Below are 23,070 nucleotides of genomic sequence, written 5' to 3' on the forward strand. Positions count from 1 at the left end.
CGCAAGTGTAAGCGAGCGCTTCGTCACCCCATGCAAGCCCTGAAAGGCAACAAGGCTGCCCGAGGCAGCCTTGTTGCAAAAAAGCCAGCAGCGAGGGCAGATCCGGGCCTGCGCCTCGCGAACTCGTCAGTTGCGGGACTGATCCACCAACTTGTTCTTGGCGATCCAGGGCATCATGGCACGCAACTGCCCCCCCACCTTCTCGATGCTGTGGTCTGCCGTGTTGCGGCGGCGAGCCGTCATCGACGGGTAGTTCAAACGGCCTTCCTGAATGAACATCTTGGCGTAGTCACCGTTCTGGATGCGCTTCAAGGCATTGCGCATGGCCGCGCGCGAGGTCTCGTTGATCACCTCGGGGCCGGTCACGTACTCACCGAACTCCGCGTTATTGGAGATCGAGTAGTTCATGTTCGCGATGCCACCTTCGTAGATCAGGTCCACGATGAGCTTCAACTCGTGCAGGCACTCGAAGTAAGCCATTTCAGGCGCGTACCCGGCCTCGACCAGGGTTTCGTAACCCATCTTGATCAGCTCGACAGCGCCGCCGCAGAGCACGGCCTGCTCGCCGAACAGGTCGGTCTCGGTCTCTTCCTTGAAATTGGTCTCGATGATGCCGGCCTTGCCGCCGCCGTTGGCCATCGCGTAGCTCAGCGCGAGGTCACGCGCCTTGCCACTTTTGTCCTGGTGCACGGCCACCAGATGGGGAACGCCGCCGCCCTGGGTGTAGGTGGAGCGCACCGTGTGGCCGGGGGCCTTGGGCGCGACCATCCACACGTCCAGATCGGCGCGCGGCACGACCTGGTTGTAGTGCACGTTGAAGCCGTGGGCGAAGGCCAGGGAGGCACCCTTCTTGATGTTCGGCTCGACGTTGTTCTTGTAGACCTCGGCGATCTGCTCGTCGGGCAGCAGGATCATCACCACGTCGGCGGCCTTGACCGCGTCGTTCACTTCCATCACGTTCAGACCGGCCTTGCCGACCTTGTCCCAGGAGGCGCCACCTTTGCGCAGGCCGACGACGACCTTGACGCCGCTGTCGTTGAGGTTCTGCGCGTGCGCATGGCCTTGCGAGCCATAGCCGATGATGGCGACGGTCTTGCCCTTGATGAGGCTCAGATCACAATCTTTGTCGTAGAAAACTTTCACTTTGATGCTCCTGTGGAAAATGTGAAATAGGGGTGGGATAAAAACAGTATGCGCGGGCTAGACGCGCAGGATGCGCTCGCCACGACCGACGCCGCTGCTGCCCGTGCGCACGGTCTCGAGGATCGCGCTGCGGTCGATGGCTTCAAGGAAGGCGTCGTTCTTGCTTTGGTCGCCGGTCAGCTCGATGGTGTAGCTTTTGTCGGTCACGTCGATGATGCGCCCGCGGAAGATGTCGGCGGTGCGTTTCATCTCTTCGCGCTCCTTGCCCACGGCGCGCACCTTGACCATCATGAGCTCGCGCTCGATGTAGCTGCCTTCGGTGAGGTCAACCACCTTCACGACCTCGATCAGCCGGTTCAGGTGCTTGGTGATCTGCTCGATCACCTCGTCCGAGCCGGTGGTCTGGATCGTCATGCGCGAGAGCGAGGCATCCTCAGTGGGGGCGACGGTCAGCGACTCGATGTTGTAGCCGCGGGCCGAGAACAGGCCCACGACGCGGGACAGTGCGCCGGGTTCGTTTTCCAGCAGCACAGCGATGATGTGTTTCATTTGCGATTCCTCTTTTTGCCACCCTCCCCTGCTGCCGGTAAGCAGCAGGCTCGGTGGTCAATAGATTCGTCCAGGGTTGAAAGGAAGCAGGCCCAGGCAGACCAGGGCCCGCGTGAAGGATCAGAGATCCTCGGCGCCCAGCAGCATCTCGGTGATGCCCTTGCCCGCCTGCACCATCGGGAACACGTTCTCGGTGGGGTCGGTGCGGAAGTCGAGGAAGACCGTGCGGTCCTTCAGCCTGCGCGCCTCGCGCAGCGCGCCTTCCACGTCGGACGGTTTCTCGATCAGCAAGCCTACATGACCATAGGCCTCGGCCAGCTTCACGAAGTCAGGCAGGGAGTCCATGTAGCTGTGGCTGTAGCGACCCGAGTACTCGATCTCCTGCCACTGGCGCACCATGCCCAGGTAACGGTTGTTCAGCGAGAGGATCTTGATGGGCGTGTCGTACTGGCGGCAGGTGGCCAGCTCCTGGATGCACATCTGCACCGAGCCTTCGCCCGTGACGCAGAACACTTCACTCTCGGGCTTGGCCAGCTTGATGCCCATGGCATAGGGAATCCCCACGCCCATGGTACCCAGGCCACCGGAATTGATCCAGCGCCGAGGTTGGTTGAATCGGTAGTACTGCGCGGCCCACATCTGGTGCTGCCCCACGTCGGAAGTGACGTAGGCATCCGCGTCCTTGGTCATGTTCCACAGCGTCTCGATCACGAACTGCGGCTTGATGACGTCCTGATTGCCTCGGTCGTACTTCAGGCAGTCGCGGGCTCGCCACCCCTCGATGCTGTCCCACCAGGCCTGCAGCGCGCCCGCCTCGGGGCGCAGCGGGCTTTCCTTGATGGCCACCAGCATTTCGGACAGCACGTCCTTCACATCACCGACGATGGGCACGTCCACCTTGACGCGTTTGGAGATGCTCGACGGGTCGATGTCGATGTGGATGATCTTGCGGTCCACCGAGGCGAAATGCTTGGGGTTGCCGATCACGCGGTCGTCGAAGCGCGCGCCCACGGCCAGCAGCACGTCGCAGTTCTGCATGGCGTTGTTCGCTTCCCAGGTGCCATGCATGCCCAGCATGCCCAGGAATTTGCGGTCGGTCGCGGGATAGGCGCCCAGGCCCATCAGTGTGTTGGTCACGGGGTAGCCCAACAGATCCACCAACTCGCGCAGTTCGGGCACCGCATTGCCCAGCAACACGCCACCCCCGGTGTAGATATAAGGACGCTTGGCGGTCAGCAGCAGTTGCAGGGCCTTGCGAATCTGACCCGCGTGCCCCTTGCGCACCGGGTTGTAGGAGCGCATATGCACGCTCTCGGGATAGCCCTTGTAAGGGACTTTCTTGAACGACACATCCTTCGGGATGTCCACCACCACGGGGCCGGGGCGGCCGCTGCGGGCGATATGGAAGGCCTTCTTCAGGGTGTCGGCCAAATCATTGGCGTCCTTGACCAGGAAGTTGTGCTTGACGATGGGACGGGTAATGCCCACGGTGTCGCACTCCTGGAAAGCATCCAGACCAATGGCCGCGGTCGGCACCTGGCCCGTGATGATGACCATGGGGATGCTGTCCATGTAGGCCGTCGCGATGCCAGTCACCGCATTGGTCACGCCGGGGCCCGAGGTGACGAGCGCCACGCCGATGTCGCCAGTCGCCCGCGCATAGCCGTCGGCGGCATGCACGGCAGCCTGTTCGTGACGCACCAGGATGTGCTGGATGCTGTCTTGCTTGTAGAACGCGTCGTAGATGTGAAGAACCGCGCCGCCTGGGTAGCCCCAGACATATTTCACGTTCTCAGCCTGGAGCGCCTTGACAAGTATCTCCGCGCCGCGCAGATCTTCGGTCGTGCCTTCGGCCGCAGCAGCGGCGGAGGCGATTTCAGCTTTGGAAATTTCCATGATGAACCTCGAGTATTTCTCTGACGAAAAACCTGGGGTGCTCCTTCGCCAGCGCTTGTGGCACCGCGTCGGAACTTGAGGCCAAAGCCATGGGCGCATTGGATAACCGCGCCGGACTGTGACCCGTTTGCCAATCGGATGATTTGAATGAGCAGCATGGATTATGGCATTGCCCGGACGGCCCATGGCAAATTCGATGGACCGGGCTTCGGCGACTGAGATAATCGCGCCACAGCTCTGTGCAGACCGCATGACCCATCCCCAGCATCCCGCCGCGGCATCGCCCTCCCCCGCCCCCCCTACTTCCAGCCCCGCCGCAACGCCCGGCCTGATGCGCCGCATGGCCTGCTGGCTTTACGAAGGCATGCTGCTGTTCGGCGTGATCTTCATTGCCGGCTACCTATTTTCCTCACTCACCCAGCAGCGTCACGCGCTCGCCGGTCGGCATGCGCTGATGGCCTTCCTCTTCCTGGTGCTGGGCATCTATTTCACTTGGTTCTGGAGCAAGGGACAGACCCTGGCCATGAAAACCTGGCACATCCGGGTCACCGACTTGCAGGGCCGGCAACTCACACAGCCGCGTGCCCTGCTGCGCTATCTGCTGTCCTGGCTGTGGTTCCTTCCGCCGCTGGCACTGATCGCACCCTTTCACCTGGGGGCGGGTGAAACCTCGGTGCTGCTGATCGGCTGGATATTGGTCTGGGCCTTGCTCGCCCGCTTTCACCCCCGACGCCAGTTCTGGCACGATGTGCTCGCAGGCACGCAGCTGGTGGACGCACGCCCTCGGGAACCGCAGCCATGAACCCACCCGCGCCGCAGGCCCCGGACTCCGTTAACCCACAGAAACGCCGCACCGGTCTCAACCGCATGGTGCATGCGCTGGGATATTCCTTCGAGGGCCTGCGCGCGGGCTGGAAGGAAACCGCCTTCCGGCAGGAAGTCATCGCGGCCCTGGTGCTGTTGCCGCTGGCGTTCTGGCTGGGTCAGGGCTGGGAACAGGTGGCCCTCTTGGCTGGCAGCGTCGTACTCCTCATGATCGTGGAGTTGCTCAACACCGGGATCGAAACCGCCATCGACCGCATCGGACCGGAATGGCACGACCTGTCCAAGCGCGCCAAGGACATGGGCAGCGCCGCAGTGCTGCTGGCTCTGCTGCTGTGCGCCGGCATCTGGGCAGCGGCGCTCTGGCACCGCTTCGCAGGCTGACCGCCCGCCACTCCCGACATTCCTCCCACATGATTTCCACGCCAGCCCCCCGTTTTTCCTTGTGCGTCTATTGCGGCTCACGCCCGGGCGCCGATCCGCGCCAAGCCGATCTGGCCCGCACCGTGGGTCGCTGGATTGGCCGCCACGGCGGGCAACTGGTCTATGGTGGTGGCCGCGCCGGACTGATGGGCGCGGTGGCCGAGGCCACGCTGCAGGCCGGTGGCCGCGTGGTCGGCATCATCCCCGAGATGCTGGTGGAGCGCGAATGGGCCTACACCGACTGCACCGAGCTGCACATCGTGCCCACCATGCACGAACGCAAGCGTTTGATGGCCGAGCGCAGCGACGCCTTCCTCGCCCTGCCGGGTGGCATCGGCACCTTCGAGGAACTGTTCGAGGTCTGGACCTGGCGCCAGTTGGGTTACCACGACAAGCCCGTCGGCATCCTCAACGCACACGGCTACTACGATGGTCTGCTATCGTTTTTGCAGCACTGCGTGACACAGCAGTTGATGGATGAACGACAGATGAGCCTGCTCGACAGTGGTGCCGTGGTGGAGAACGGCGATGACGCCGAAGCCCTGCTGCGCCGTCTGATCCAGGCGGCGGGCTGGAGCCAGGATAGCGAGGAACTGAGTCGCCTGATCTGAGACTGGCGACACACGTCGTCAGATCGCCGCTTGATCCTGTTCACCCGTGCGGATGCGCACCACCCGCTCGACCGAGGTCACGAAAATCTTGCCGTCGCCGATCTTGCCCGTGCGCGCGACCTTGACGATGGCGTCGATGCACTGATCGACGATCACCGCCGGAACCACGGCTTCGATCTTGACCTTGGGCAGGAAGTCCACCGCGTACTCGGCGCCGCGGTAGACCTCGGTGTGTCCCTTCTGACGGCCAAAACCCTTGACTTCCGTCACGGTCAGTCCAGTCACGCCGCAGGCGGCCAAGGCCTCGCGCACTTCCTCGACGCGGAAAGGTTTGATGATGGCGGTGATCAGTTTCATCTCAGTCTCTCTTTCTTGATTTCAATTCTGGATTCCGGGCTCAAGCCCGGAATTTGTTGGTGATAGGGTAGCGCCAATCCTTGCCGAAACCACGGTGAGTAACCCGGATGCCCACGGGGGCCTGGCGCCGCTTGTACTCATTGAGCCGCAAGAGGCGCGTGACGCGCTCCACATCGGCGCGCGCGTACCCCGCAGCCACGATGGTCTCGACGCTGTCGTCGTTCTCCATGTAGCGCTCGACGATGGCGTCCAGCACCTCGTAAGGCGGCAAGCTGTCCTGGTCGGTCTGGTCCGGGCGCAGCTCGGCACTGGGAGGGCGCGTGATGATGCGTTCGGGAATCGGACTCGCACCAGTGCCGTAGGGATCGTGCGCATTGCGCCAGCGCGCGAGGCGGAACACCGTGGTCTTCAGCACATCCTTGATGACGGCAAAACCCCCGGCCATGTCACCGTAGAGCGTGCAGTAGCCGGTGGCCATCTCGCTCTTGTTGCCCGTGGTCAGCACGATGCGCCCGCTCTTGTTGGACAGTGCCATCAGCAGCGTGCCACGGATGCGGGCCTGGATGTTCTCTTCCGTGGTGTCCTCGGGCAGGCCAGCGAACTCCGAGGCCAGCGAAGCCTTGAAGGCCTCGAACTCGGGCACGATGGAAATCTCGTCGTAGCGCACCCCAAGACGCGTGGCCATGTCGCGCGCGTCGATCCAGCTGATGTCGGCCGTGTAGGGCGAAGGCATCATGACGGCACGCACCTTGTCGGAACCCAGCGCATCCACCGCGATCGCCAACACCAGGGCAGAATCGATGCCACCAGACAAACCAATGATGGCGCCGGGAAAACCATTCTTGCCCACGTAGTCCCGCACACCCAGCACCAAGGCGTCCCAGAGGTCGGCGTCGCGGTCTCGCTCGGGCGCGACAGGACCGCTGAGCCGCAGCCCCTCGGCCGTGCGCCGCGTTTCCACCACAAACAGATCTTCGACGAAACTGGGCGCCCGCGCGGCCAGCACGACCTCGCCATCCACAGGCGCTTGCAGTGCAAATGAATGCCCCTCGAACACCACTTCATCCTGCCCGCCCACCAAGTGGGCGTAGACCAGGGGCAGGCCACAATCCCGCACCCGCTCGGTCATCATGAGCTCGCGCTCGCCACCCTTGCCGGCGTGAAAAGGCGAGGCGTTGATCACTGCCAGCAATTCGGCACCGGCTGCGCGTGTTTCGCGCGCGGGTGTGTCGAACCAGGCATCCTCGCAGATCAGCAGTCCGACCCGGGTCATGCCTGCGTCGGTCTCCACGTCAAAGACGCAGGTAGAGTCTCCCGGTTCAAAGTAGCGACGCTCGTCGAACACTTGGTAGTTGGGCAACTCGCGCTTGGCGTATCGGGCGATGACCTGCCCCTCGCGCAGCACGCTGGCCGCGTTGTAGCGCCCCGGGCGCATGACAGACCGGGTACGCCAGCCTCCGCGGTCGGTTGCCGCAGGATGCCCCACCACCACCGTCAACTGGGGCAGGTCCGCCAGCTCGCGCGCCACGGTCTGGACGGCCTCGTCGCAGGCGGCGATGAAGGACGGGCGCAACAGCAGATCTTCCGCCGCGTAACCACAGATGGCCAACTCGGGCGTCAGCAGCAAATGCACCCCTTGCGTGCAGGCCTGTCGCGCAGTCGTTATGATTTTTTGCGCGTTGCCCGCCAGATCACCGACGACAAAGTTGTACTGGGCAACGCCAAGACGCAAAGACATAAATGGAAAGCTCGAAAGAGAAGCGGATCGTGGTGGGCGTGGACGATTATGTCACCCAGGTCCACGACGACCTGAGCACTGTCGACGCCGAGGCCTGGAACGCGCTGCTGGCCCAACAGGACCACCCCACGCCCTTCATGCGGCACGAGTATCTGGCCGCGTTGACCGCCAGCGGCAGCGCCACGACAGCCACGGGCTGGACACCTCGTTTCCTCACCCTGCATGACCACACGGGACAATTGCAGGCCGCCTGCCCGCTGTACCTGAAAAGCCACTCACGCGGCGAATACGTCTTCGACTGGGCCTGGGCCGATGCCCACCACCGCCATGGACTGGCCTATTTTCCCAAGGGTGTGGTGGCCGTGCCCTTCACGCCCACGCCGGGCAGCCGACTGCTGGCGCGCGATGCCAGCTCCCGCCAAGCACTGCTCGAACGTTTGCTCCAAACATGCAGCGACCTTGGCTTGTCTTCGCTGCACCTGCTCTTCGGCGGCGAAGCCGACTTGTCTGCGGCGCAAGGCGCCGGGCTGATGTTGCGCCACACCGTCCAGTTCCACTGGCGCAATCGCACGCAACGGCCTTACACCGATTTTGAGGACTTCCTCGCCACGCTGAGCCAGGACAAGCGCAAGAAGATCCGCCAGGAACGGCGCAAGGTCCGCTCGGCTGGCGTGACCTTGAGGCCCTTGCGGGGCCAGGAGATCGGGCCGCAGGACTGGGACTTCTTCTACCGTTGTTACGAACGCACCTATCTGGAACACGGCAACCCGCCCTATCTGCAGCGCGACTTCTTCACAAAGATCGCAGAGGAACAGGCCGAGAACTGGCTGCTGTTCCTGGCCGAACGAGACGGGCAAGCCATCGCCAGCAGCCTGATCGCGCTGGGCGAGGTGCCGGACGAAGACGGGCCCGCAGCAGGAAACACACGGGAAACCGGTAGGGCGACAACTTCATCCGCCACCCGCGCGGTCGCCTGGGGACGTTACTGGGGTGCGTTGGAACGGGTGGATTGCCTGCATTTCGAGGCTTGTTATTACGCGCCGCTGGAATGGTGCATCGCCCACCGCATGCAACGCTTTGAAGGTGGCGCGCAAGGTGAGCACAAGCTTGCGCGGGCCTTGCTGCCGGTGCAGACCAGCAGCGCCCATTGGCTGGCCCAGCCAGACTTCGCGCGCGCGGTCCAGCAATTCCTGGAGGTTGAAGGCGAGCACATCGACCGTTACCTCGACGAACTTACGCAGCATTCCCCGCTGCGGCAGGACAGTTAAACACCGAGCCGCGCGCCCACCTCAGGCTGGAACCGCCATGGCCAAGGACGCTTGTACCGCAGGCGGCAGGGCAGCTGGCGCCATGTCGCCCCGCGTCGCCAAGGCTTCCGACTGCTGGGTCCCTTCAACCTGGAACACGGCGACCAGATCAACCAGTTCCTGGGCCTGGGTCTTGAGGTTGCTGGCCGCCGTGGCCATTTCCTCCACCAGCGCGGCATTCTGCTGCGTGGTCTGGTCCATGTTGGCGACGGCCTCGCCCACCTGGGTCACGCCCGCCGTCTGCTCGCTGCTGGCCTCGCTGATCTCGGCCATGATGGCGCTCACCCGCTGGATGCTGGCGACCACGTCGGTCATGGTGCCGCCGGCCTTGTCAGCCAGAGCCGTGCCCTGCTCGACGCGCTGAACGCTGTCGGTGATCAGTCCCTTGATCTCCTTGGCGGCCTCGGCGCTGCGGCCCGCCAGCGCACGCACCTCGCTGGCCACCACGGCAAAACCGCGACCCTGCTCGCCCGCGCGCGCGGCCTCCACCGCCGCGTTCAGCGCGAGGATGTTGGTCTGGAAGGCAATACCGTCGATCACGTTGATGATGTCAGAAATCCTGCGGGAACTCTCGCTGATGCCCTTCATGGTGTCCACGACCTGGGCCACGACCTCGCCGCCCTGCACCGCCACGTTGGAAGCGCTGCGCGCGAGCTGATTGGCCTGCTGGGCGTTGGCCGCGTTCTGTTTGACGGTGCTGCCGAGTTCTTCCATGGAAGCCGCCGTCTGCTCCAGCGCGGCGGCCTGGTTTTCGGTGCGCGCGCTCAAATCCTGGTTGCCCTGGGCGATCTCGACGCTGGCAACCGAAACCGATTCACTGCCCAGCCGCACCCGCCCGACGATGCCCGAGAGATTCTGCTGCATGCGCAGCAGGGCACGCAGCAAATGCGTCACTTCGTCCGCGCTACTGACCTGGTTCTGCCGCTGACCGTCACTACCCACGAGCAGCGCCGCGCGCTGGCGGTCATCCAGGCGCAGATCGCCTTCGGCGATGCGCTGCGTCACCTCGTAGGCACGACGCACGGGACGCACGATGGAACGCGTCGCCATGGTCGCCAGCACCATGCCCGCCAGGATGGCGGTCACCGCACCGATGATCTGCATGATCTGGCTTTGCCTCGCGGTCGCCTGGGCCTCGGTCTGCGAATCCATCAGCATCTGGCCGGTGTACTTGGCCACCTTGCGCGCGTCGCGCAAGTAAAGCGCCGCCAACGGTTCCAATTCGCTGTCAATCGTGATCAGCACGTCCTTGCCCGCCTGCTGCTGCCGAATCAGTTCGGCGCGGGCATTGACGTATTCGGTGCGCCGGCGAGCTACGTCGCGCAGCAAGGCCTGTCCCTGCGCGTCGCCAGCCAACAATTGCTCGAGTTCTTGCTGATCCGCTGTGATGGACTTGGACGTGGCGTTGATGGCATCCTGAAGCTGGTCCCGGAAGTAGCCGTTGTTCGTCTTGAGCGCCGCTTCGGCACGAGTCCAGTTCAACTCGATCTGCGCGCCCCAACGCTCGGCGAGCAGGCTACGACGCATCTCCAGCGCCACCACTTTCTCACTGGCGTTCTTGAGCGTGTTCAAGCGCCAGATGCCGACGCAGGCCACCGTCGCGGTGATCAATAGCAGCAGCGCAAAGGCCAAGCCCAAGCGCGTGCCGATGGACATGCGCGAACCGAAACTGGGAATACTTGTTTTCTTGCTTCGTTTCATGGTCTATCACCCGCACCTTGCCACATATCGGACCGTACTGCGCCTCGGCAGTGCAGCTCCTGAGCTCGGTCATCTGCATCATGCAAAAAAAGGGCCAGAAATCATGCATGGCCCCCGCCAGCGGACACCCCGCGAAGAAAAGTGTAAAAAAGGGCGCCTGTCAGCGCCCTGGCCTGTCACGCGCTAGCGCGGCCAATCAGCCCGACACAGAGGACAGCAAGCCCATTTCGGCGCTGCCCATCAGGGCTTCCATGTTCATGATGATGAGCATGCGATCGCCCACGTTGGACAGGCCCGTGATGAAGCGGGCGTCCAGCGTGGTGTCGAATTGCGGCGCGGGGGAAATTTGGTCGGCCGAGAGCGTCACCACGTCGGACACCGAATCGACCACCACGCCGATCACAGTACCGCGCACGTTCAGGATGATGACCACCGTGAATTCGTTGTACGCCACCTTGTCGAGCTGCAATTTCATGCGCAGGTCGATGATGGGCACGATGACCCCGCGCAGGTTGACCACGCCCTTGACGTAGGCGGGCGCGTTGACCATGCGCGTGGGCTCCTCGTAGGAACGGATTTCCTGGACGCGCAGGATGTCGATGGCGTAGTCCTCGTCACCAAGGCGCAGGGTCAGGTACTGGCCGGAAGTCGCGGAAGCGATGGCGCCGATGTGGGTCTGGGTTTCGCTGAGGGACATGATGGAGGCTCCTGGGCAGGCGCAGCACGCCGCAATGAGGGAAGCAAACGGAAAACCGAAACAGTGACTCGGCCATGATACACGCCACCGCGCCGTCGCGGTGTCCCGCGCCCCGACGTCAGGCCAGAGTCTTCTGGTAAGCGGCGACTCCGTCCATGATTTCCTTCTTGGCGGCCTCGGGGCCTTCCCAGCCCAGCACCTTGACCCATTTGCCCTTTTCGAGATCTTTGTAATGCTCGAAGAAGTGTTCGATGGTCTTGAGGCGCATGGGGTTCATGTCCTCGGGTTTCTGCCACTGGGTGTAGAGCGACAGGATTTTGTCCGTCGGCACGGCCAACACCTTGCCATCCACGCCGGCTTCGTCCTCCATGTTCAAGATGCCGATGGCACGGCAAGGCACCACGACCCCGGGAATCAGCGGCACGGGCGTGATCACCAGCACGTCCACCGGATCACCATCGCCCGAGAGGGTCTGGGGCACGTAACCGTAGTTCGTGGGGTAGTGCATGGACGTGCTCATGAAGCGGTCCACGAATATCGCGCCGGTTTCCTTGTCCACTTCGTACTTGATGGGGTCACCGTTCATCGGGATTTCGATGACCACGTTGAAGGTTTCGGGAACGTTCTTGCCGGCGGGGACGTTGTCGAGAGCCATGATTTCCTTTGAATTTGCTTGGGTTGCGTCAGGACTAACCCCGATTCTAGCGGCGCACTCCGCCCCCCAGAATGACCGCGTTGGCCAATCGTCCTGCCCCAACCTCTGGGTGGCGGCGCGGCGAGGAAGCAACGCAGCGGCGGCCCCGCCTTGCGTTGCCGCCCCTCACGCGTCCATCCACAACACACAGAGGAGTTCGACATGACTGGCAACAGCGCACTGATTCTGGCGCTCGTCTGCGGCCTGATCGCCGTGGCTTACGGCATCTGGGCCCGCAGCTGGATCCTCGGCAAGGACCCCGGCAATCCCCGCATGCAAGAGATCGCTGCCGCCATCCAGGCCGGCGCGGCGGCCTACCTCGCGAAACAGTACAAGACCATCGCCGTCGTCGGCGCGGTGCTGACCGTGCTGATCGCCCTCTTCCTGGACATGAGCACCGCCGTCGGTTTTGTCGTCGGTGCGGTGCTGTCGGGCGCCTGCGGTTTCATAGGCATGAACGTCTCGGTGCGGGCCAATGTACGCACGGCCCAGGCCGCGACGCAAGGCATCGGCCCGGCGCTGGACGTGGCCTTCCGCGGCGGCGCGATCACCGGCATGCTGGTCGTGGGCCTGGGTCTGCTGGGCGTGACGGCCTTCTACTGGTTTCTGGTAGGTGATGGCGCGCCCGTGCAAGGGCAGTCCCTGGCCCAGTTGCTCAACCCCCTGATCGGCTTCGCCTTTGGTTCCTCGCTGATTTCCATCTTCGCGCGACTGGGTGGTGGCATCTTCACCAAGGGCGCGGACGTGGGCGCGGATCTGGTGGGTAAAGTCGAAGCCGGCATCCCCGAGGATGACCCGCGCAACCCGGCGGTGATCGCCGACAACGTGGGTGACTGCGCCGGCATGGCCGCCGATCTGTTCGAAACCTATGCCGTCACGCTCATCGCCAGCATGGTGCTGGGCGCGCTGCTGGTGACGGCCGCACCACTCAACGCGGTGCTCTACCCGCTGGCCCTGGGCGCGGTGTCCATCATCGCTTCCATCATCGGCTGCTTCTTCGTCAAGGCCAAACCCGGCATGAAGAATGTGATGCCCGCGCTCTACAAGGGCCTGGTCGTCGCGGGCCTGCTCTCGCTGATCGCCTTCTTCTTCGTCACCCAATGGCTGATTCCAGACAACGCACTGGGTGGCACGGGTGCGCAGATGAGGCTCTTCGGCGCCTGCGTCGTGGGCCTGGCGCTCACTGGCCTGCTGGTCTGGATCACCGAGTTCTACACCGGCACGCAATACAGCCCCGTGCGGCACATCGCACAAGCCTCCACCACCGGTCACGGCACCAACATCATCGCGGGCCTGGGCGTGTCCATGCGCTCCACGGCCTGGCCGGTGATTTTTGTCTGCGCGGCGATCTGGGTGTCGTATGCACTGGCAGGCCTCTACGGCGTGGCCGTGGCCGCCATGGCCATGCTCTCGATGGCAGGCATCGTGGTGGCGCTGGACGCCTACGGCCCCATCACCGACAACGCGGGCGGCATCGCCGAAATGGCCAATCTGCCCGACAGCGTTCGCGCGGTCACCGATCCGCTGGACGCCGTGGGCAATACAACCAAGGCCGTGACCAAGGGTTACGCCATCGGTTCGGCAGGTCTGGCCTCGCTGGTCCTGTTCGCCGATTACACGCACAAGCTCGACGCCCTGGGCCAGAGCGTCAAGTTCGACCTGTCGGACCCGTTGGTCATCATCGGCCTCATCATCGGCGGCCTGATTCCCTACCTGTTCGGCGCCATGGCCATGGAAGCCGTGGGCCGCGCGGCAGGCGCGGTCGTCGTTGAAGTGCGGCGCCAGTTCCGCGATATCAAGGGCATCATGGACGGCACCGGAAAGCCTGACTATGGCGCGGCGGTGAGCATGCTGACCGGCGCGGCCATCAAAGAAATGATGATCCCGAGCCTGCTGCCGGTGGTCGTGCCCATCGTCGTCGGCTTGGTACTCGGACCGGCGGCCCTGGGCGGTCTGCTCATGGGGACCATCGTCACTGGCCTGTTCGTGGCGATTTCCATGTGCACGGGTGGCGGTGCCTGGGACAACGCCAAGAAATACATCGAGGAAGGCCATCACGGTGGCAAGGGCAGTGAAGCGCACAAAGCCGCCGTGACGGGCGACACCGTGGGCGACCCCTATAAGGACACCGCCGGCCCCGCCGTGAACCCGCTGATCAAGATCATCAACATCGTGGCCCTGCTGATCGTGCCCTTGGTGGTGCAGTTCCACGCCTGACACTGCCAGGGCATCGCCTGCCCCAGCCGGGGCAGGCGCCGGACCGACAAGGGCAACAGGGTAAGCAACCCCTCCCCTGCGACCCCGGTGGGGCGCCCCGCCCCTGGCGCCACCGGATCGACAAAAGGAATTCTTTCAAGTCGAAACCCAGCCGAAAAAGGGAGCAGGGTGCAGGGGACGGCGTTTGTCGCAAAATAGGACTATTCCAAATGCGAATCCTGCGGAAAAAGAGAGTCCCTTTTGAAAATTCTCGTCGTCGACGATCACGCCCTGATTCGTGAAGGTTTGCGCCAGGTTCTGCGCGGGCTGGAAACCGCTGGGGATGGCGATTCCGCCCATGCCGGGGACAAAGAAGTTCCGGCGGAGCCGGTGCAGGTTCTCGAAGCCGCCTCCTGCGCCCAGGCCTTCGATATCGCCCGAGACACCGACCTGGATCTGGTGCTGCTGGACTACCACCTGCCCGACATGAATGGCCTGGAAGCGCTGGACGTTTTTGCCCGCCGGCACCCCGACCTGCCCATCATCATGCTGTCGGGCTCCGTGAACCCGCGGGTACGTCAGCAGGTCATGGAGCGCGGAGGAGCGGCTTTCCTCACCAAATCGGGCATGAGCGACGAACTGCTTTCCGTGACCCGTCTTGTGCTGGCTGGAGGCTCGCCTGCCCTGCCCGCGCCGATGCCAGCGCTTCCGACCCTGACCCCACGGCAGGAAGAAGTATTGCAACTGCTGCTAGATGGCCTGACCAACAAGGAAATTGGCCGCCTGCTGGATCTGTCCGACGAAACGGTGAAAAACCACGTCAGCAACATCCTGCGCTGTTTTGGCGTGGCCACCCGCACCCAGGCCGTCCTGGCCGCGCGCAAGCATGGTTATTACCCGCGCACGGAAGATGATCCCGGTCTGTCGGCGATGAACGGCCTCTGAGTCCATCAAACCCCGGGCCGAGCGTTCGCCAGCCTACATGCTCAACGCTTGGTTCTGGCTGAGACGCCTCAGCAGCGTGCGTAGCTTGGCCGGGCGCACGGGCTTGTGCAGCAAAGGCAAGCTGATCTCACGGCAAAGCTGGATCAGATCGGGATCGGTATCCCCGCTCATCAGCGCTGCTGGCAAATCAGGGCGCAGGACCTGCGCCGGTCCCGCGAGCCGCCGCATCTGCTGGCGCACCCCTTGCACCGCCCACATGCCGTTTTCTCCCGCCCGCAGGCGGTAGTCGCTCAGCAGCACATCGGGCTCGAACCCATCCTCGATGACCGCCAGCGCATCCCGCAGGCTTTCGACCACCGCCACCGTGCAGCCCCAGGAATGCAACAAGCCGTCCAGGGCATGGGCCGAGGCGCCATCGTCCTCGATCACCAGCACGCGCAAGCCCCGCAGATCGTCGGGGCCGCGCGCGGGCTCCACGGCAGGGGGCACGAATTGGCGCTCCCCCTCGGGCGCGAGCGGGAGTTCCAGCGTGAAGCGGGTGCCTCGGCGCAAGCGGGACGTCAGACGCAAGGGATGGCCAAGCAGGCGGGCCGTGCGGTGCACGATGTTCAAGCCCAGGCCCAGGCCCTTGCTACGGTCGCGCTCGGGGTTGCCGATCTGGTAGAACTCCCGAAAGATATCCTCTTGGTGTTCCGGGGCAATGCCCACGCCCGTGTCCCAGACTTCTATCAACACCTTGTCGCCTGCACCCGCGCTCCCATCGCTCATAACGCGACGCACCCTACAGGACAGCAGCACACCGCCCTCGCTGGTGTAACGCAAGGCATTGCTCAACAGATTGAGAAGGATGCGATGCAGCAAGGCGGGGTCAGTGCGCACCCAGAGCTCCGCGCCGCGCGGCTGGCGTACCCTAAAGTGCAGACCCTTGTCCTGCGCCACAGGAAGCAGCGCACCGCGCAGCTGGGCCAGCAGGGGCGCCAGCGGCACGGGGCGGACCTGTGCCTGCACCGCGTCAGCGTCGAGCCGAGACACATCCAGCAAGGCGTCAAGCAGGTCCTGCATGGCGCGTACCGAAGCTTCCAGATTGCCGATCAGTCGGCGTGTCTCCGCATCATGCGGCAGTTGCGTCAGACGTGCCACGAACATGCCCAGGGCATGGATGGGTTGGCGCAGGTCATGGCTGGCCGCCGCGAGGAAACGGGACTTGGCCTGGGTGGCCAACTCGGCCTCCTCCTTGCGGGCGCGCAATTCCGTCGTCGCCTGAGCAACGCGCTGCTCCAACTCTTCATGGTGGCGTTGCAGGCGTTCGGCCATCTGGTTCAAGCCTTGCTGCAAGGCGCGCAAGGGATCGTCGGGCAGCAGCTCCCCGCGCACGGACAGATCACCGGCGCCGATGCGCCCGATCATGCGCGACACCCGCAATATGGGAAGCACCACGCCCCGCCCGAGCAACCAGGCCATCAACAGGCCCAGCAGCAGTCCGCCACCCATCACGGCCAACCCGATTCCCAGCATGAAACGGCTGCGTTGCGCCAAGACCTCGCGGGAAATCTCCACCATCACGTAGCCCAGCACCCCAGTTGCACCGAGTTCCGGACCGTTGACCTCGCCCTCATAGACCTCGTCCAGACGAAGCCGGGAAGAATGCACCGGCTGAACCAGGAACTCATCGCCGCTGGACGGATCGATCCAACGCCATGCACGTCCATCCAGAGGCAGGAAATCTGCGGGCAGATACAGATCCTCCAAGCCCATGATGACGCGGGGCGTCAGGCTGCTTGGTTCCAGCCGAACACTGCCCGAAGCGGCCAGCACCTGACCCTGGGCGTCGAGAACCAGGACCATGCGCACGCCCGACTCACGCATGGCCCCCGCGGTCAGCGCCTGCAGGTTCTCCAGATTGGCCGCAAAAAGCCCATACTCGCTAGCGCTGGCGACTTGACGCGCCAGCGTGCGGGTCCACTGCTGGTGCGCGTCGTCCAGATCGTCATAACGTCCACTCAAGAACACCCCCGACAACACCAGGGTGACGAGCGTGACCGGCAGCATGGCGGCCAAGGCCATGCGGGCGCGGATGTCTCTCAGCAGGCTGAAGGGCACGAATCGCAAGAGCAAAGCCGAAAGGTGCCGCCCCAGGAAACGCCCGAGCGTGTGGGAAAGCTTGCACCGAGGCATCCGCATCACAGCCCCCCCGTTCGCGGGCAAGCGCGCGCTGAACCGTCCCGCACGTCTGGACAACGTTCCGACCTGCGCTCCAGTCCGGACCGAAGCTCCAACCGGCGCAAACGCTCGGCCAGCGCCACCGCGTCCAGTTGCAGCCCAAGGGAGCGGGCCACATGCGCATTCACGTTGACCTCGAACAAGGGGGAATGCTGCGGGGGACCGAAGCCCCGCGGGCCACCTTCCAGCTCTGACAAGGCGTCCCTCGCCAGCAGGGCCACCTGCGCGCCGATCTGCTCCGGCGTGGTGTAGAGCGCCAACAAGGCTCCCGCGCGTGCGTACGCGGGCGAGAAGGCCTGCATCGGCACCTTGGCACGAAAGGAGGTCAGCAGGATGTTCTGGATGGTGTGGCTGTTGTAGATCTGCGGGTCCGCCATGGCCAGCAACACATCCGATTCATCCAGCACCTGCTTCAACCCAGGGAAGAGGGGATCACCGGCATCTACCCGGGCGCTGACCAGGTGCAAGCCGCGCTCACGCGCCAGTTCGGCCAGTTGCGCTTCCGTCCGCCCCGCGTCCGGCGAGGTGCCGAGCAATACACCCACGCGCCGGGCCCGCGGCAAGGCCAGACGGATCAGATCCAGCTGACGCCCCAGGGGTTGGTTCAGGTACAAGGCCGAGAAATCCGGTCCAGCTTGCCGACCCGTCTCGCGCATCAGGTATTCGAAACTCTGGCGTGGCAACAAAGTGCACAAGGCCAGGGTGTTCTGGTTCAAAGCGGCCGCTTTCTGGCGCGCCAGCTGGGCACAAGCCTGCACGCCCAAGGCAATGTGCAACCGTGGCGCGGCTTGCCCGGCTCTGGACAGAGTCGCGCCATCACGCGCCTCCACATGGACAAAGACGACCGTTTTTCCGTCCTGCCGCAAGATGTCGGCCAAAGAACGCTCAAAGGCCAGCGCGGCCTGTTCATAGGCTTCTCCAGCGCCGCCGGACACTGCCACCAACACCGACGCTGGGGGCTGCGAAGGCGAAACAGTTGCAGAGGGAAGAGTTTGTGCGAACGCACCCGCCAGCCCCTGCGCCAAGCAGCACAGCCCGACCAGGGCGCGAAACCGATCGCCCAGGAGAGCCTTCAAGACAAGAGGACAGGCAAGCACGTTCACCACGGCTGTTCAGAACTCCACTTGCAAGGACAGAAACACACGGCGCTGGAAACGGATCTCGGGCACATCGTCCGCGTCCGCGCCATCCAGGTTCTGCATCGTCAAGGCCAGTTCAGCCTGCCTGCCCATGCGGTCAGGTGTCCCTAGGCGCAGGAACTTGGCCAGCCGCGCGTCGACACGGGTGTGGGACGGCGCAACATCCGTGTCGTTCGGATAAACGCGCTCGCCCATGTAGTAATCCCATATGCTGAAATTCCAGCCTCGCGGCAGACGCTGAGCAAAGAGCAGGCTGTGGCTATGGTGCTCGGGCAGCTCCGTGCGCCGGATGAGTTGCTCGCTGGTGAACTGCGCGTGGCTGTAGCGCAGTTGGGCGCCACGCCATGGCTGCCAGAGCAGTTGCATCTCCGCACCTTGTAAGTCGTAGTCCGGGCCGTTGACGTAGGTGAAGACTCGGCCATTGCTCGACAGCTGCCCTCCCTGCTTGCTGGCACGCTGGTCCACGATCACCCCATGCACCCTCTCCTGGAAGACGCGCAGATCAAAACTCAGGGCATTGCCTGCGTCCACCAACCAGCCCAGCTCGACGCTTTCGACGCGTTCAGGGCGTGATGGGTCACCCAGGGCCGCGTCGTATTCATACCCAATAACCTCTCCCGTTTGCGGGTCGTGGTAGCGCACATCCGCCTTGCGCTCGAACATGCTCGCGGGGCGAAAGGCCCTGGAAACGCCCGCACGCAGGGTATGACGGGCCAGGCCGGTCTGCCCTGCGTTCCAACTCAGCATGAGGCGGGGCGCAACTTCATTGTTCCGGGTCATGTTGCTACGCTCAATCAGTGCCCCTGCATTGACCAGCCAATCGCCAGCGAAGTGCCATTCGACATTGCCAAAGAGCCGAGTGAAGTTCTCGACATAGGGTCGGTTCGTGGCATACAGGGCCTGAGACTCGGATGCCTCGCGCCGCAACTCTCCGCCCCAGACACCCCGCAAGGTCGGACTGAGACGCCGGGTTTGCTGGGCCAGGAGGTTGGTACTGCCCGTGCCACCGCTGCGGTCATACAACACCCCCGCCCCATCCTGCCCCATGGGAGGATGGGGCATGGTGCCACGCTCCTTTTCCACCACACGCTCGTCGGTATGGGACAGTTGCACGGACAGATCGGTGTTTTCGTCCTGATTGCGATTCCAGTCCAGTTGCGCATAGGACGTGGTGATGCCTCGCCGGTGCAAGCCGGGAAAGTCGTAGTACTTGCCGATCCAGCTCTGGATACGGCTTTGCCCGGCTCGCAAACTCAGTTGGTCCGTCTCGCTGTAGTTCGCGTCCGCACGCAGATTGACGCGCTGGACTTCAACCGGTCCGCCCGCACCCTGCAGACCATCATCGAGTCGTTGGTCGACGCTCAAGCGCCAACCTGTGAACCCAGTTCCATCTCTTGGGTCGTCCGGCATGGCGGCGGTGGACGCCGCACGTCCGACCACGCCTCCCAACCTGACCCCCCAGTCTTCGACACCCGCGCCATCGCGCCCCACACCCCGCGTCAAGCGCGCCATCCCCCCCTGTGTGTCCACCAGATCGCGGGTAATGATATTGATGCTGCCCAGGAAGGCCCGCGCACCGTAGGTGGCGGAGTTGGGACCACGGAAGATCTCGATACGTTCGATGTCATCCAGAGCCACGGTCTGCAAGCCTGGTCCGACGCTGCCGCCCAGATGCAGTGAATAGACCGAACGACCGTCCACCAGCAACTGCATCTGGTTCGGAAACGTGGAGCGTAAGCCGTGGTAACTGCCTGCGGAGGCACCCTCCTCGAATGAGTTGGACACAAAAAAACCTGGAACCAGGCGCAGCAGATCGGCCACGTCGCGGACCCCACTGGCGCCGATGGTCTCGCGGTCGATCACCGTGACCGCGCCCGGCACTTCATCGAGTCGTTGCGGCAGGCGCGAAACGGTGAGCACGACAGGCAACTGCGGCTCGAGATAGTCCTGCTCGGACAGCAAACCCGCCGACACGGCATTCGCCGCCAGGACAACCGGCGAATCGGAATCAGGGGGAAATAACTCCAATGGGGACGGGGAAGCCACCGACGGGGCGCCAAAGGAGGACTTGCATGCCAAGCCCAACAGCAGCAAGGCCAGGAAAGCACGAAGCGGACGGGCCATGGAATACAACAAGGGTCAGATTGGATCAACGCGGGTACAAACCGTGACTTCCACATTCCCCGTAAGGCTCATTTTGCCCCAGCCACGCCGAACTTCGGCCCCCATGCACAAACTGTGCGGACGCAGGCGCATCAGTATCCGAACTGCAGCATCAGGAACACCCGGCGCTGGAAATACTGTGGATAGCTCTTGCTGTGGTCCGCGTCATCGCCGTCGATGTTCTGCCAGGTCATTGACAGCTCAGCCTGCCGCCCCGCCCACCAGCGCTCGTCCAGCCGCAAGGTCTTGGCCAGCCGTAGATCCACCCGACTGTAGGGCGGCGCAAGGGCCACGGAATTTGGGTAGATGCGGTCCCCAATTTGGTATGCGAAGGCACTGGCGCTCATGTCCCAGGGCAGGCGCTGGATGTACATCAGGCTCTGACTGCGGTGCCTGGGGACCGCACGCCCCCGAGAACTTTGCGACATGCTCATGCGCTGACTGCTTTGGAATTGCGTCCATGCGTAATGCCACCGCGCGCCCGGCCAAGGGGACCAACGCAGTTGCGCTTCCGCGCCACGCACGTCGAAGTCGTCCCCATTGACGAAGGTGAAAACCTTGGGATCGCCTTGGGCCACGCCGCCGGTCTTGGGTTCGAATTTGTCGACCACCACCCCATGCAGTTGCTCTTCGAACAAGCGCAGATCGAAGCTGAAGACGGCGCTGCTCTCCACCAACCATCCCAGTTCCTTCACATCGATGCGCTCAGGCCTCGTCGGATTCCCCAGCGAGGCGTCATAAAGATAGCCGAGGTCTTGGCCAGTTTGCGGATCCCGAAAGCGGATGTCGGCGTGGCGTTCGAAGACACTGACGGACCGGAAAGCGCGTGACATGCCGGCGCGCAGGGTATGACGCGCGCCCTCCCACTCGGCCACGCGCCAGTTGGTCATCAGACGCGGAGCGAATTCGTCCTCGTCCGTGAGGCTGCTACGCTCGGTCAGCACACCGGCGTTCAGCAGCCAGTCCTGCGCGAATCGCCATTCAACGTTGACGAAGAGGCGAGCGAAATCCTCGATGAAGGCCTCGCGGGTGCTGTAGAGCGCCGCCGAGACGGTTTCCTCACGGCGCCATTCCCCCCCCCAGACCCCGCGCAAGCCCGGGTCGACGCGCAGGGTGTGTTGAACCAGGAGGTTGGTGCTGCGCGCCTGCCCGCTGAAATTCCACGGAATGTCGTGGTGCATCTGGCCGGTGATCGGCGAAGGCGAGTCGAAATAAGTGAGCTGCCGCACGGCCTCGTCGGTGTGGGACAACTGCACCAGAAGATCGCTGTCCTCGCCCAGGGAACGGCGCCAGTCGGCCTGCACGTACCTCGTCGTGAAGGTGCGCGTGTGCGGCTCCGGAACCACGTCCTCACGGCCTATCCCATGGTCGATCTCGCTTTGTCCCGCACGCAGTTCGAGTTGATCCCGCATGCTGGCAACCATGTCCGCACGCAGATTGACGCGCTGCACGGTCAATGGGCCGCTGGCACCGCGCAGGTTGTCATCGCGTCGGCGATCCGCGCTCAAGCGCCAGCCGGACAGACCCAGACCGGGGTTCAGCGAGGCCGGACTACCACCGGCCAGGCGCAAGCCCCAGTCATCCACGCCTGCGCCGTGCTCGCCCAGGCCACGCGTGACGCGCGCCATCACACCTTGCGTGTCCGGCACATCGCGCGTGACGATGTTGACGCTGCCCAGAAAGGCACGCGCGCCATAGGTGGCCGAGTTGGAGCCACGATAGATTTCGATGCGCTCAATATCGTCCAAGGCCACGGTCTGCAAGCCTGGACCCGTGCTGCCCGCCAAGTACAGGGAATACACCGAACGGCCGTCCACCATCAGCTGCATCTGGTTCGGAAATGTGGTGCGGATCGGGCTGTGGTAACTGGCGGCGGCGGTACCGTCTTCGTAGGCATTCGAGACAGCGAACCCCGGCACCAGGCGCAACAGGTCCACCACGTCCCGAGCACCACTGGCCTGGATCATCTGCCGGTCGATCACGGTGACCGCCCCAGGGATTTCATCCAACCGTTGTGGCAGGCGCGACACGGAAAGCACAAGGGGCACTTGAACGTCCAGATAGTCCTGCTCGGAAGGCGGCGGTGCTGCGAGGTCTGGCCCCGCTGGGGCCCCCGGCAGGGTATCGGGCATGGGCACATGGAACTCGGACGCAGGTTCCGTGGCCTGGGCGGCGGCAGGCGGCACCAACAACATGCCGATCGACAGCAGCAGCGCAGGGTAAGCACCGATGATGCAGGCGCGGCTGGCGCCGGAAAACAGGGGAAACTTCATGCGAGGAAACAGGCGAACGACGCGATGGTGGTGGGGATCACGGACCTCACCGCGTTATGCGACGCCCCATGGACAGACCCCGATTGGATGCTGCCCTACTTTCGAGCACCCACGGCGACCTCTTGCCCCCTGTGGTGCCTATTCTGCCTCGACCGGCCCGAGATTCGGCGGCATTGCACAATCCATTCTGAGCAGT

18 protein-coding genes are annotated in these 23,070 nt (G+C 63.8%); 6 read left to right on the plus strand and 12 right to left on the minus strand.

Annotation, left to right across the window (positions count from 1 at the left end; all coding sequences use genetic code 11):
* Positions 1-126 precede the first annotated feature (126 nt).
* The 3 genes from ilvC to AZ34_RS13290 form a co-directional block, all read right to left on the minus strand.
* Positions 127-1,149 (minus strand): ketol-acid reductoisomerase, encoded by a 1,023-nt coding sequence (gene ilvC / locus AZ34_RS13280; protein WP_269320455.1) that lies wholly within the window; start codon positions 1,147-1,149, stop codon positions 127-129.
* Positions 1,150-1,200: 51 nt separating this feature from the next.
* Positions 1,201-1,692, minus strand: coding sequence for an acetolactate synthase small subunit (ilvN, locus tag AZ34_RS13285; RefSeq protein WP_035608831.1), 492 nt, complete (start codon positions 1,690-1,692; stop codon positions 1,201-1,203).
* A gap of 120 nt (positions 1,693-1,812) precedes the next feature.
* Entirely contained in the window at positions 1,813-3,588 is a 1,776-nt protein-coding gene (locus AZ34_RS13290; protein ID WP_035608834.1) for an acetolactate synthase 3 catalytic subunit, read from the minus strand.
* Positions 3,589-3,838: 250 nt separating this feature from the next.
* On the opposite strand from AZ34_RS13290, the gene AZ34_RS13295 reads away from it, so the two are divergent.
* Genes AZ34_RS13295 through AZ34_RS13305 form a run of 3 tightly spaced genes read left to right on the plus strand, consistent with a single transcriptional unit; the run spans position 3,839 to position 5,444 of the window.
* The gene (locus AZ34_RS13295) at positions 3,839-4,390 is read left to right on the plus strand and encodes an RDD family protein (RefSeq protein WP_081767216.1); all 552 of its coding nucleotides are present in this window, start codon (positions 3,839-3,841) and stop codon (positions 4,388-4,390) included.
* Positions 4,387-4,794: a diacylglycerol kinase gene (locus AZ34_RS13300; RefSeq protein WP_081767217.1), complete on the plus strand. Its 408-nt coding sequence runs from the start codon at positions 4,387-4,389 to the stop codon at positions 4,792-4,794. Before AZ34_RS13295 ends, AZ34_RS13300 begins: the two co-directional genes overlap by 4 nt.
* A 29-nt stretch (positions 4,795-4,823) precedes the next feature.
* Complete coding sequence (locus AZ34_RS13305; protein ID WP_035608842.1) at positions 4,824-5,444, plus strand: TIGR00730 family Rossman fold protein; 621 nt, start codon at positions 4,824-4,826, stop codon at positions 5,442-5,444.
* A gap of 18 nt (positions 5,445-5,462) precedes the next feature.
* Here AZ34_RS13305 and AZ34_RS13310 read toward each other — a convergent pair whose 3' ends face one another.
* Both AZ34_RS13310 and AZ34_RS13315 read right to left on the minus strand, forming a co-directional pair.
* Positions 5,463-5,801, minus strand: a complete 339-nt coding sequence (locus AZ34_RS13310) for a P-II family nitrogen regulator (protein WP_035608845.1) — start codon at positions 5,799-5,801, stop codon at positions 5,463-5,465.
* 40 nt (positions 5,802-5,841) lie between these two features.
* A complete protein-coding gene (locus AZ34_RS13315) occupies positions 5,842-7,539 on the minus strand; it encodes an NAD+ synthase (RefSeq protein WP_035608848.1) in 1,698 nt (565 codons plus the stop codon).
* 2 nt (positions 7,540-7,541) lie between these two features.
* On the opposite strand from AZ34_RS13315, the gene AZ34_RS13320 reads away from it, so the two are divergent.
* Entirely contained in the window at positions 7,542-8,807 is a 1,266-nt protein-coding gene (locus tag AZ34_RS13320) for a GNAT family N-acetyltransferase (protein WP_051509833.1), read from the plus strand.
* 21 nt (positions 8,808-8,828) lie between these two features.
* Here the strand turns inward: AZ34_RS13320 and AZ34_RS18935 are convergent, their stop codons facing one another.
* From AZ34_RS18935 to ppa, 3 genes are all read right to left on the minus strand, one after another.
* Positions 8,829-10,547 carry a methyl-accepting chemotaxis protein gene (locus AZ34_RS18935; RefSeq protein ID WP_081767218.1) on the minus strand — a complete coding sequence of 573 codons (1,719 nt, stop codon included), beginning with the start codon at positions 10,545-10,547 and terminating at the stop codon, positions 8,829-8,831.
* A 196-nt stretch (positions 10,548-10,743) separates the two neighbouring features.
* Positions 10,744-11,244 carry a chemotaxis protein CheW gene (locus AZ34_RS13330; RefSeq protein WP_035608855.1) on the minus strand — a complete coding sequence of 167 codons (501 nt, stop codon included), beginning with the start codon at positions 11,242-11,244 and terminating at the stop codon, positions 10,744-10,746.
* 118 nt (positions 11,245-11,362) lie between these two features.
* A complete protein-coding gene (gene ppa, locus AZ34_RS13335; RefSeq protein ID WP_035608857.1) occupies positions 11,363-11,899 on the minus strand; it encodes an inorganic diphosphatase in 537 nt (178 codons plus the stop codon).
* A gap of 201 nt (positions 11,900-12,100) precedes the next feature.
* Here ppa and AZ34_RS13340 point away from each other — a divergent pair, with 201 nt between their 5' ends.
* Both AZ34_RS13340 and AZ34_RS13345 read left to right on the plus strand, forming a co-directional pair.
* Complete coding sequence (locus AZ34_RS13340) at positions 12,101-14,155, plus strand: sodium-translocating pyrophosphatase (protein WP_035608859.1); 2,055 nt, start codon at positions 12,101-12,103, stop codon at positions 14,153-14,155.
* 240 nt (positions 14,156-14,395) lie between these two features.
* Positions 14,396-15,079, plus strand: coding sequence for a response regulator (locus AZ34_RS13345; RefSeq protein ID WP_231495532.1), 684 nt, complete (start codon positions 14,396-14,398; stop codon positions 15,077-15,079).
* Positions 15,080-15,112: 33 nt separating this feature from the next.
* On the opposite strand, the gene AZ34_RS13350 is transcribed toward AZ34_RS13345, so the two are convergent.
* From AZ34_RS13350 to AZ34_RS13365, 4 genes are all read right to left on the minus strand, one after another.
* Positions 15,113-17,179 (minus strand): ATP-binding protein, encoded by a 2,067-nt coding sequence (locus tag AZ34_RS13350; RefSeq protein ID WP_231495588.1) that lies wholly within the window; start codon positions 17,177-17,179, stop codon positions 15,113-15,115.
* Positions 17,180-17,259: 80 nt separating this feature from the next.
* Positions 17,260-18,240, minus strand: coding sequence for an ABC transporter substrate-binding protein (locus AZ34_RS17680; RefSeq protein ID WP_155831817.1), 981 nt, complete (start codon positions 18,238-18,240; stop codon positions 17,260-17,262).
* Between the two features lie 171 nt (positions 18,241-18,411).
* Positions 18,412-20,562, minus strand: a complete 2,151-nt coding sequence (locus AZ34_RS13360) for a TonB-dependent receptor plug domain-containing protein (RefSeq protein WP_035608862.1) — start codon at positions 20,560-20,562, stop codon at positions 18,412-18,414.
* Positions 20,563-20,693: 131 nt separating this feature from the next.
* Positions 20,694-22,874: a TonB-dependent receptor plug domain-containing protein gene (locus AZ34_RS13365; protein ID WP_035608866.1), complete on the minus strand. Its 2,181-nt coding sequence runs from the start codon at positions 22,872-22,874 to the stop codon at positions 20,694-20,696.
* Between the last annotated feature and the right edge of the window lie 196 nt (positions 22,875-23,070).

This window comes from Hylemonella gracilis str. Niagara R (genome assembly GCF_000600295.1).
GTDB lineage: Bacteria > Pseudomonadota > Gammaproteobacteria > Burkholderiales > Burkholderiaceae_C > Hylemonella > Hylemonella gracilis_A.

What these genes read in the sequence shown, in the direction of transcription:
- ilvN (WP_035608831.1), bottom strand. Translation starts at nt 1,692, where the DNA reads ATGAAACACATCATCGCTGTGCTGCTGGAAAACGAACCCGGCGCACTG.
- AZ34_RS13290 (WP_035608834.1), bottom strand. Translation starts at nt 3,588, where the DNA reads ATGGAAATTTCCAAAGCTGAAATCGCCTCCGCCGCTGCTGCGGCCGAA.
- AZ34_RS13295 (WP_081767216.1), top strand. Translation starts at nt 3,839, where the DNA reads ATGACCCATCCCCAGCATCCCGCCGCGGCATCGCCCTCCCCCGCCCCC.
- AZ34_RS13300 (WP_081767217.1), top strand. Translation starts at nt 4,387, where the DNA reads ATGAACCCACCCGCGCCGCAGGCCCCGGACTCCGTTAACCCACAGAAA.
- AZ34_RS13305 (WP_035608842.1), top strand. Translation starts at nt 4,824, where the DNA reads ATGATTTCCACGCCAGCCCCCCGTTTTTCCTTGTGCGTCTATTGCGGC.
- AZ34_RS13310 (WP_035608845.1), bottom strand. Translation starts at nt 5,801, where the DNA reads ATGAAACTGATCACCGCCATCATCAAACCTTTCCGCGTCGAGGAAGTG.
- AZ34_RS13315 (WP_035608848.1), bottom strand. Translation starts at nt 7,539, where the DNA reads ATGTCTTTGCGTCTTGGCGTTGCCCAGTACAACTTTGTCGTCGGTGAT.
- AZ34_RS13320 (WP_051509833.1), top strand. Translation starts at nt 7,542, where the DNA reads ATGGAAAGCTCGAAAGAGAAGCGGATCGTGGTGGGCGTGGACGATTAT.
- AZ34_RS18935 (WP_081767218.1), bottom strand. Translation starts at nt 10,547, where the DNA reads ATGAAACGAAGCAAGAAAACAAGTATTCCCAGTTTCGGTTCGCGCATG.
- AZ34_RS13330 (WP_035608855.1), bottom strand. Translation starts at nt 11,244, where the DNA reads ATGTCCCTCAGCGAAACCCAGACCCACATCGGCGCCATCGCTTCCGCG.
- ppa (WP_035608857.1), bottom strand. Translation starts at nt 11,899, where the DNA reads ATGGCTCTCGACAACGTCCCCGCCGGCAAGAACGTTCCCGAAACCTTC.
- AZ34_RS13340 (WP_035608859.1), top strand. Translation starts at nt 12,101, where the DNA reads ATGACTGGCAACAGCGCACTGATTCTGGCGCTCGTCTGCGGCCTGATC.
- AZ34_RS13360 (WP_035608862.1), bottom strand. Translation starts at nt 20,562, where the DNA reads ATGGCCCGTCCGCTTCGTGCTTTCCTGGCCTTGCTGCTGTTGGGCTTG.
- AZ34_RS13365 (WP_035608866.1), bottom strand. Translation starts at nt 22,874, where the DNA reads ATGAAGTTTCCCCTGTTTTCCGGCGCCAGCCGCGCCTGCATCATCGGT.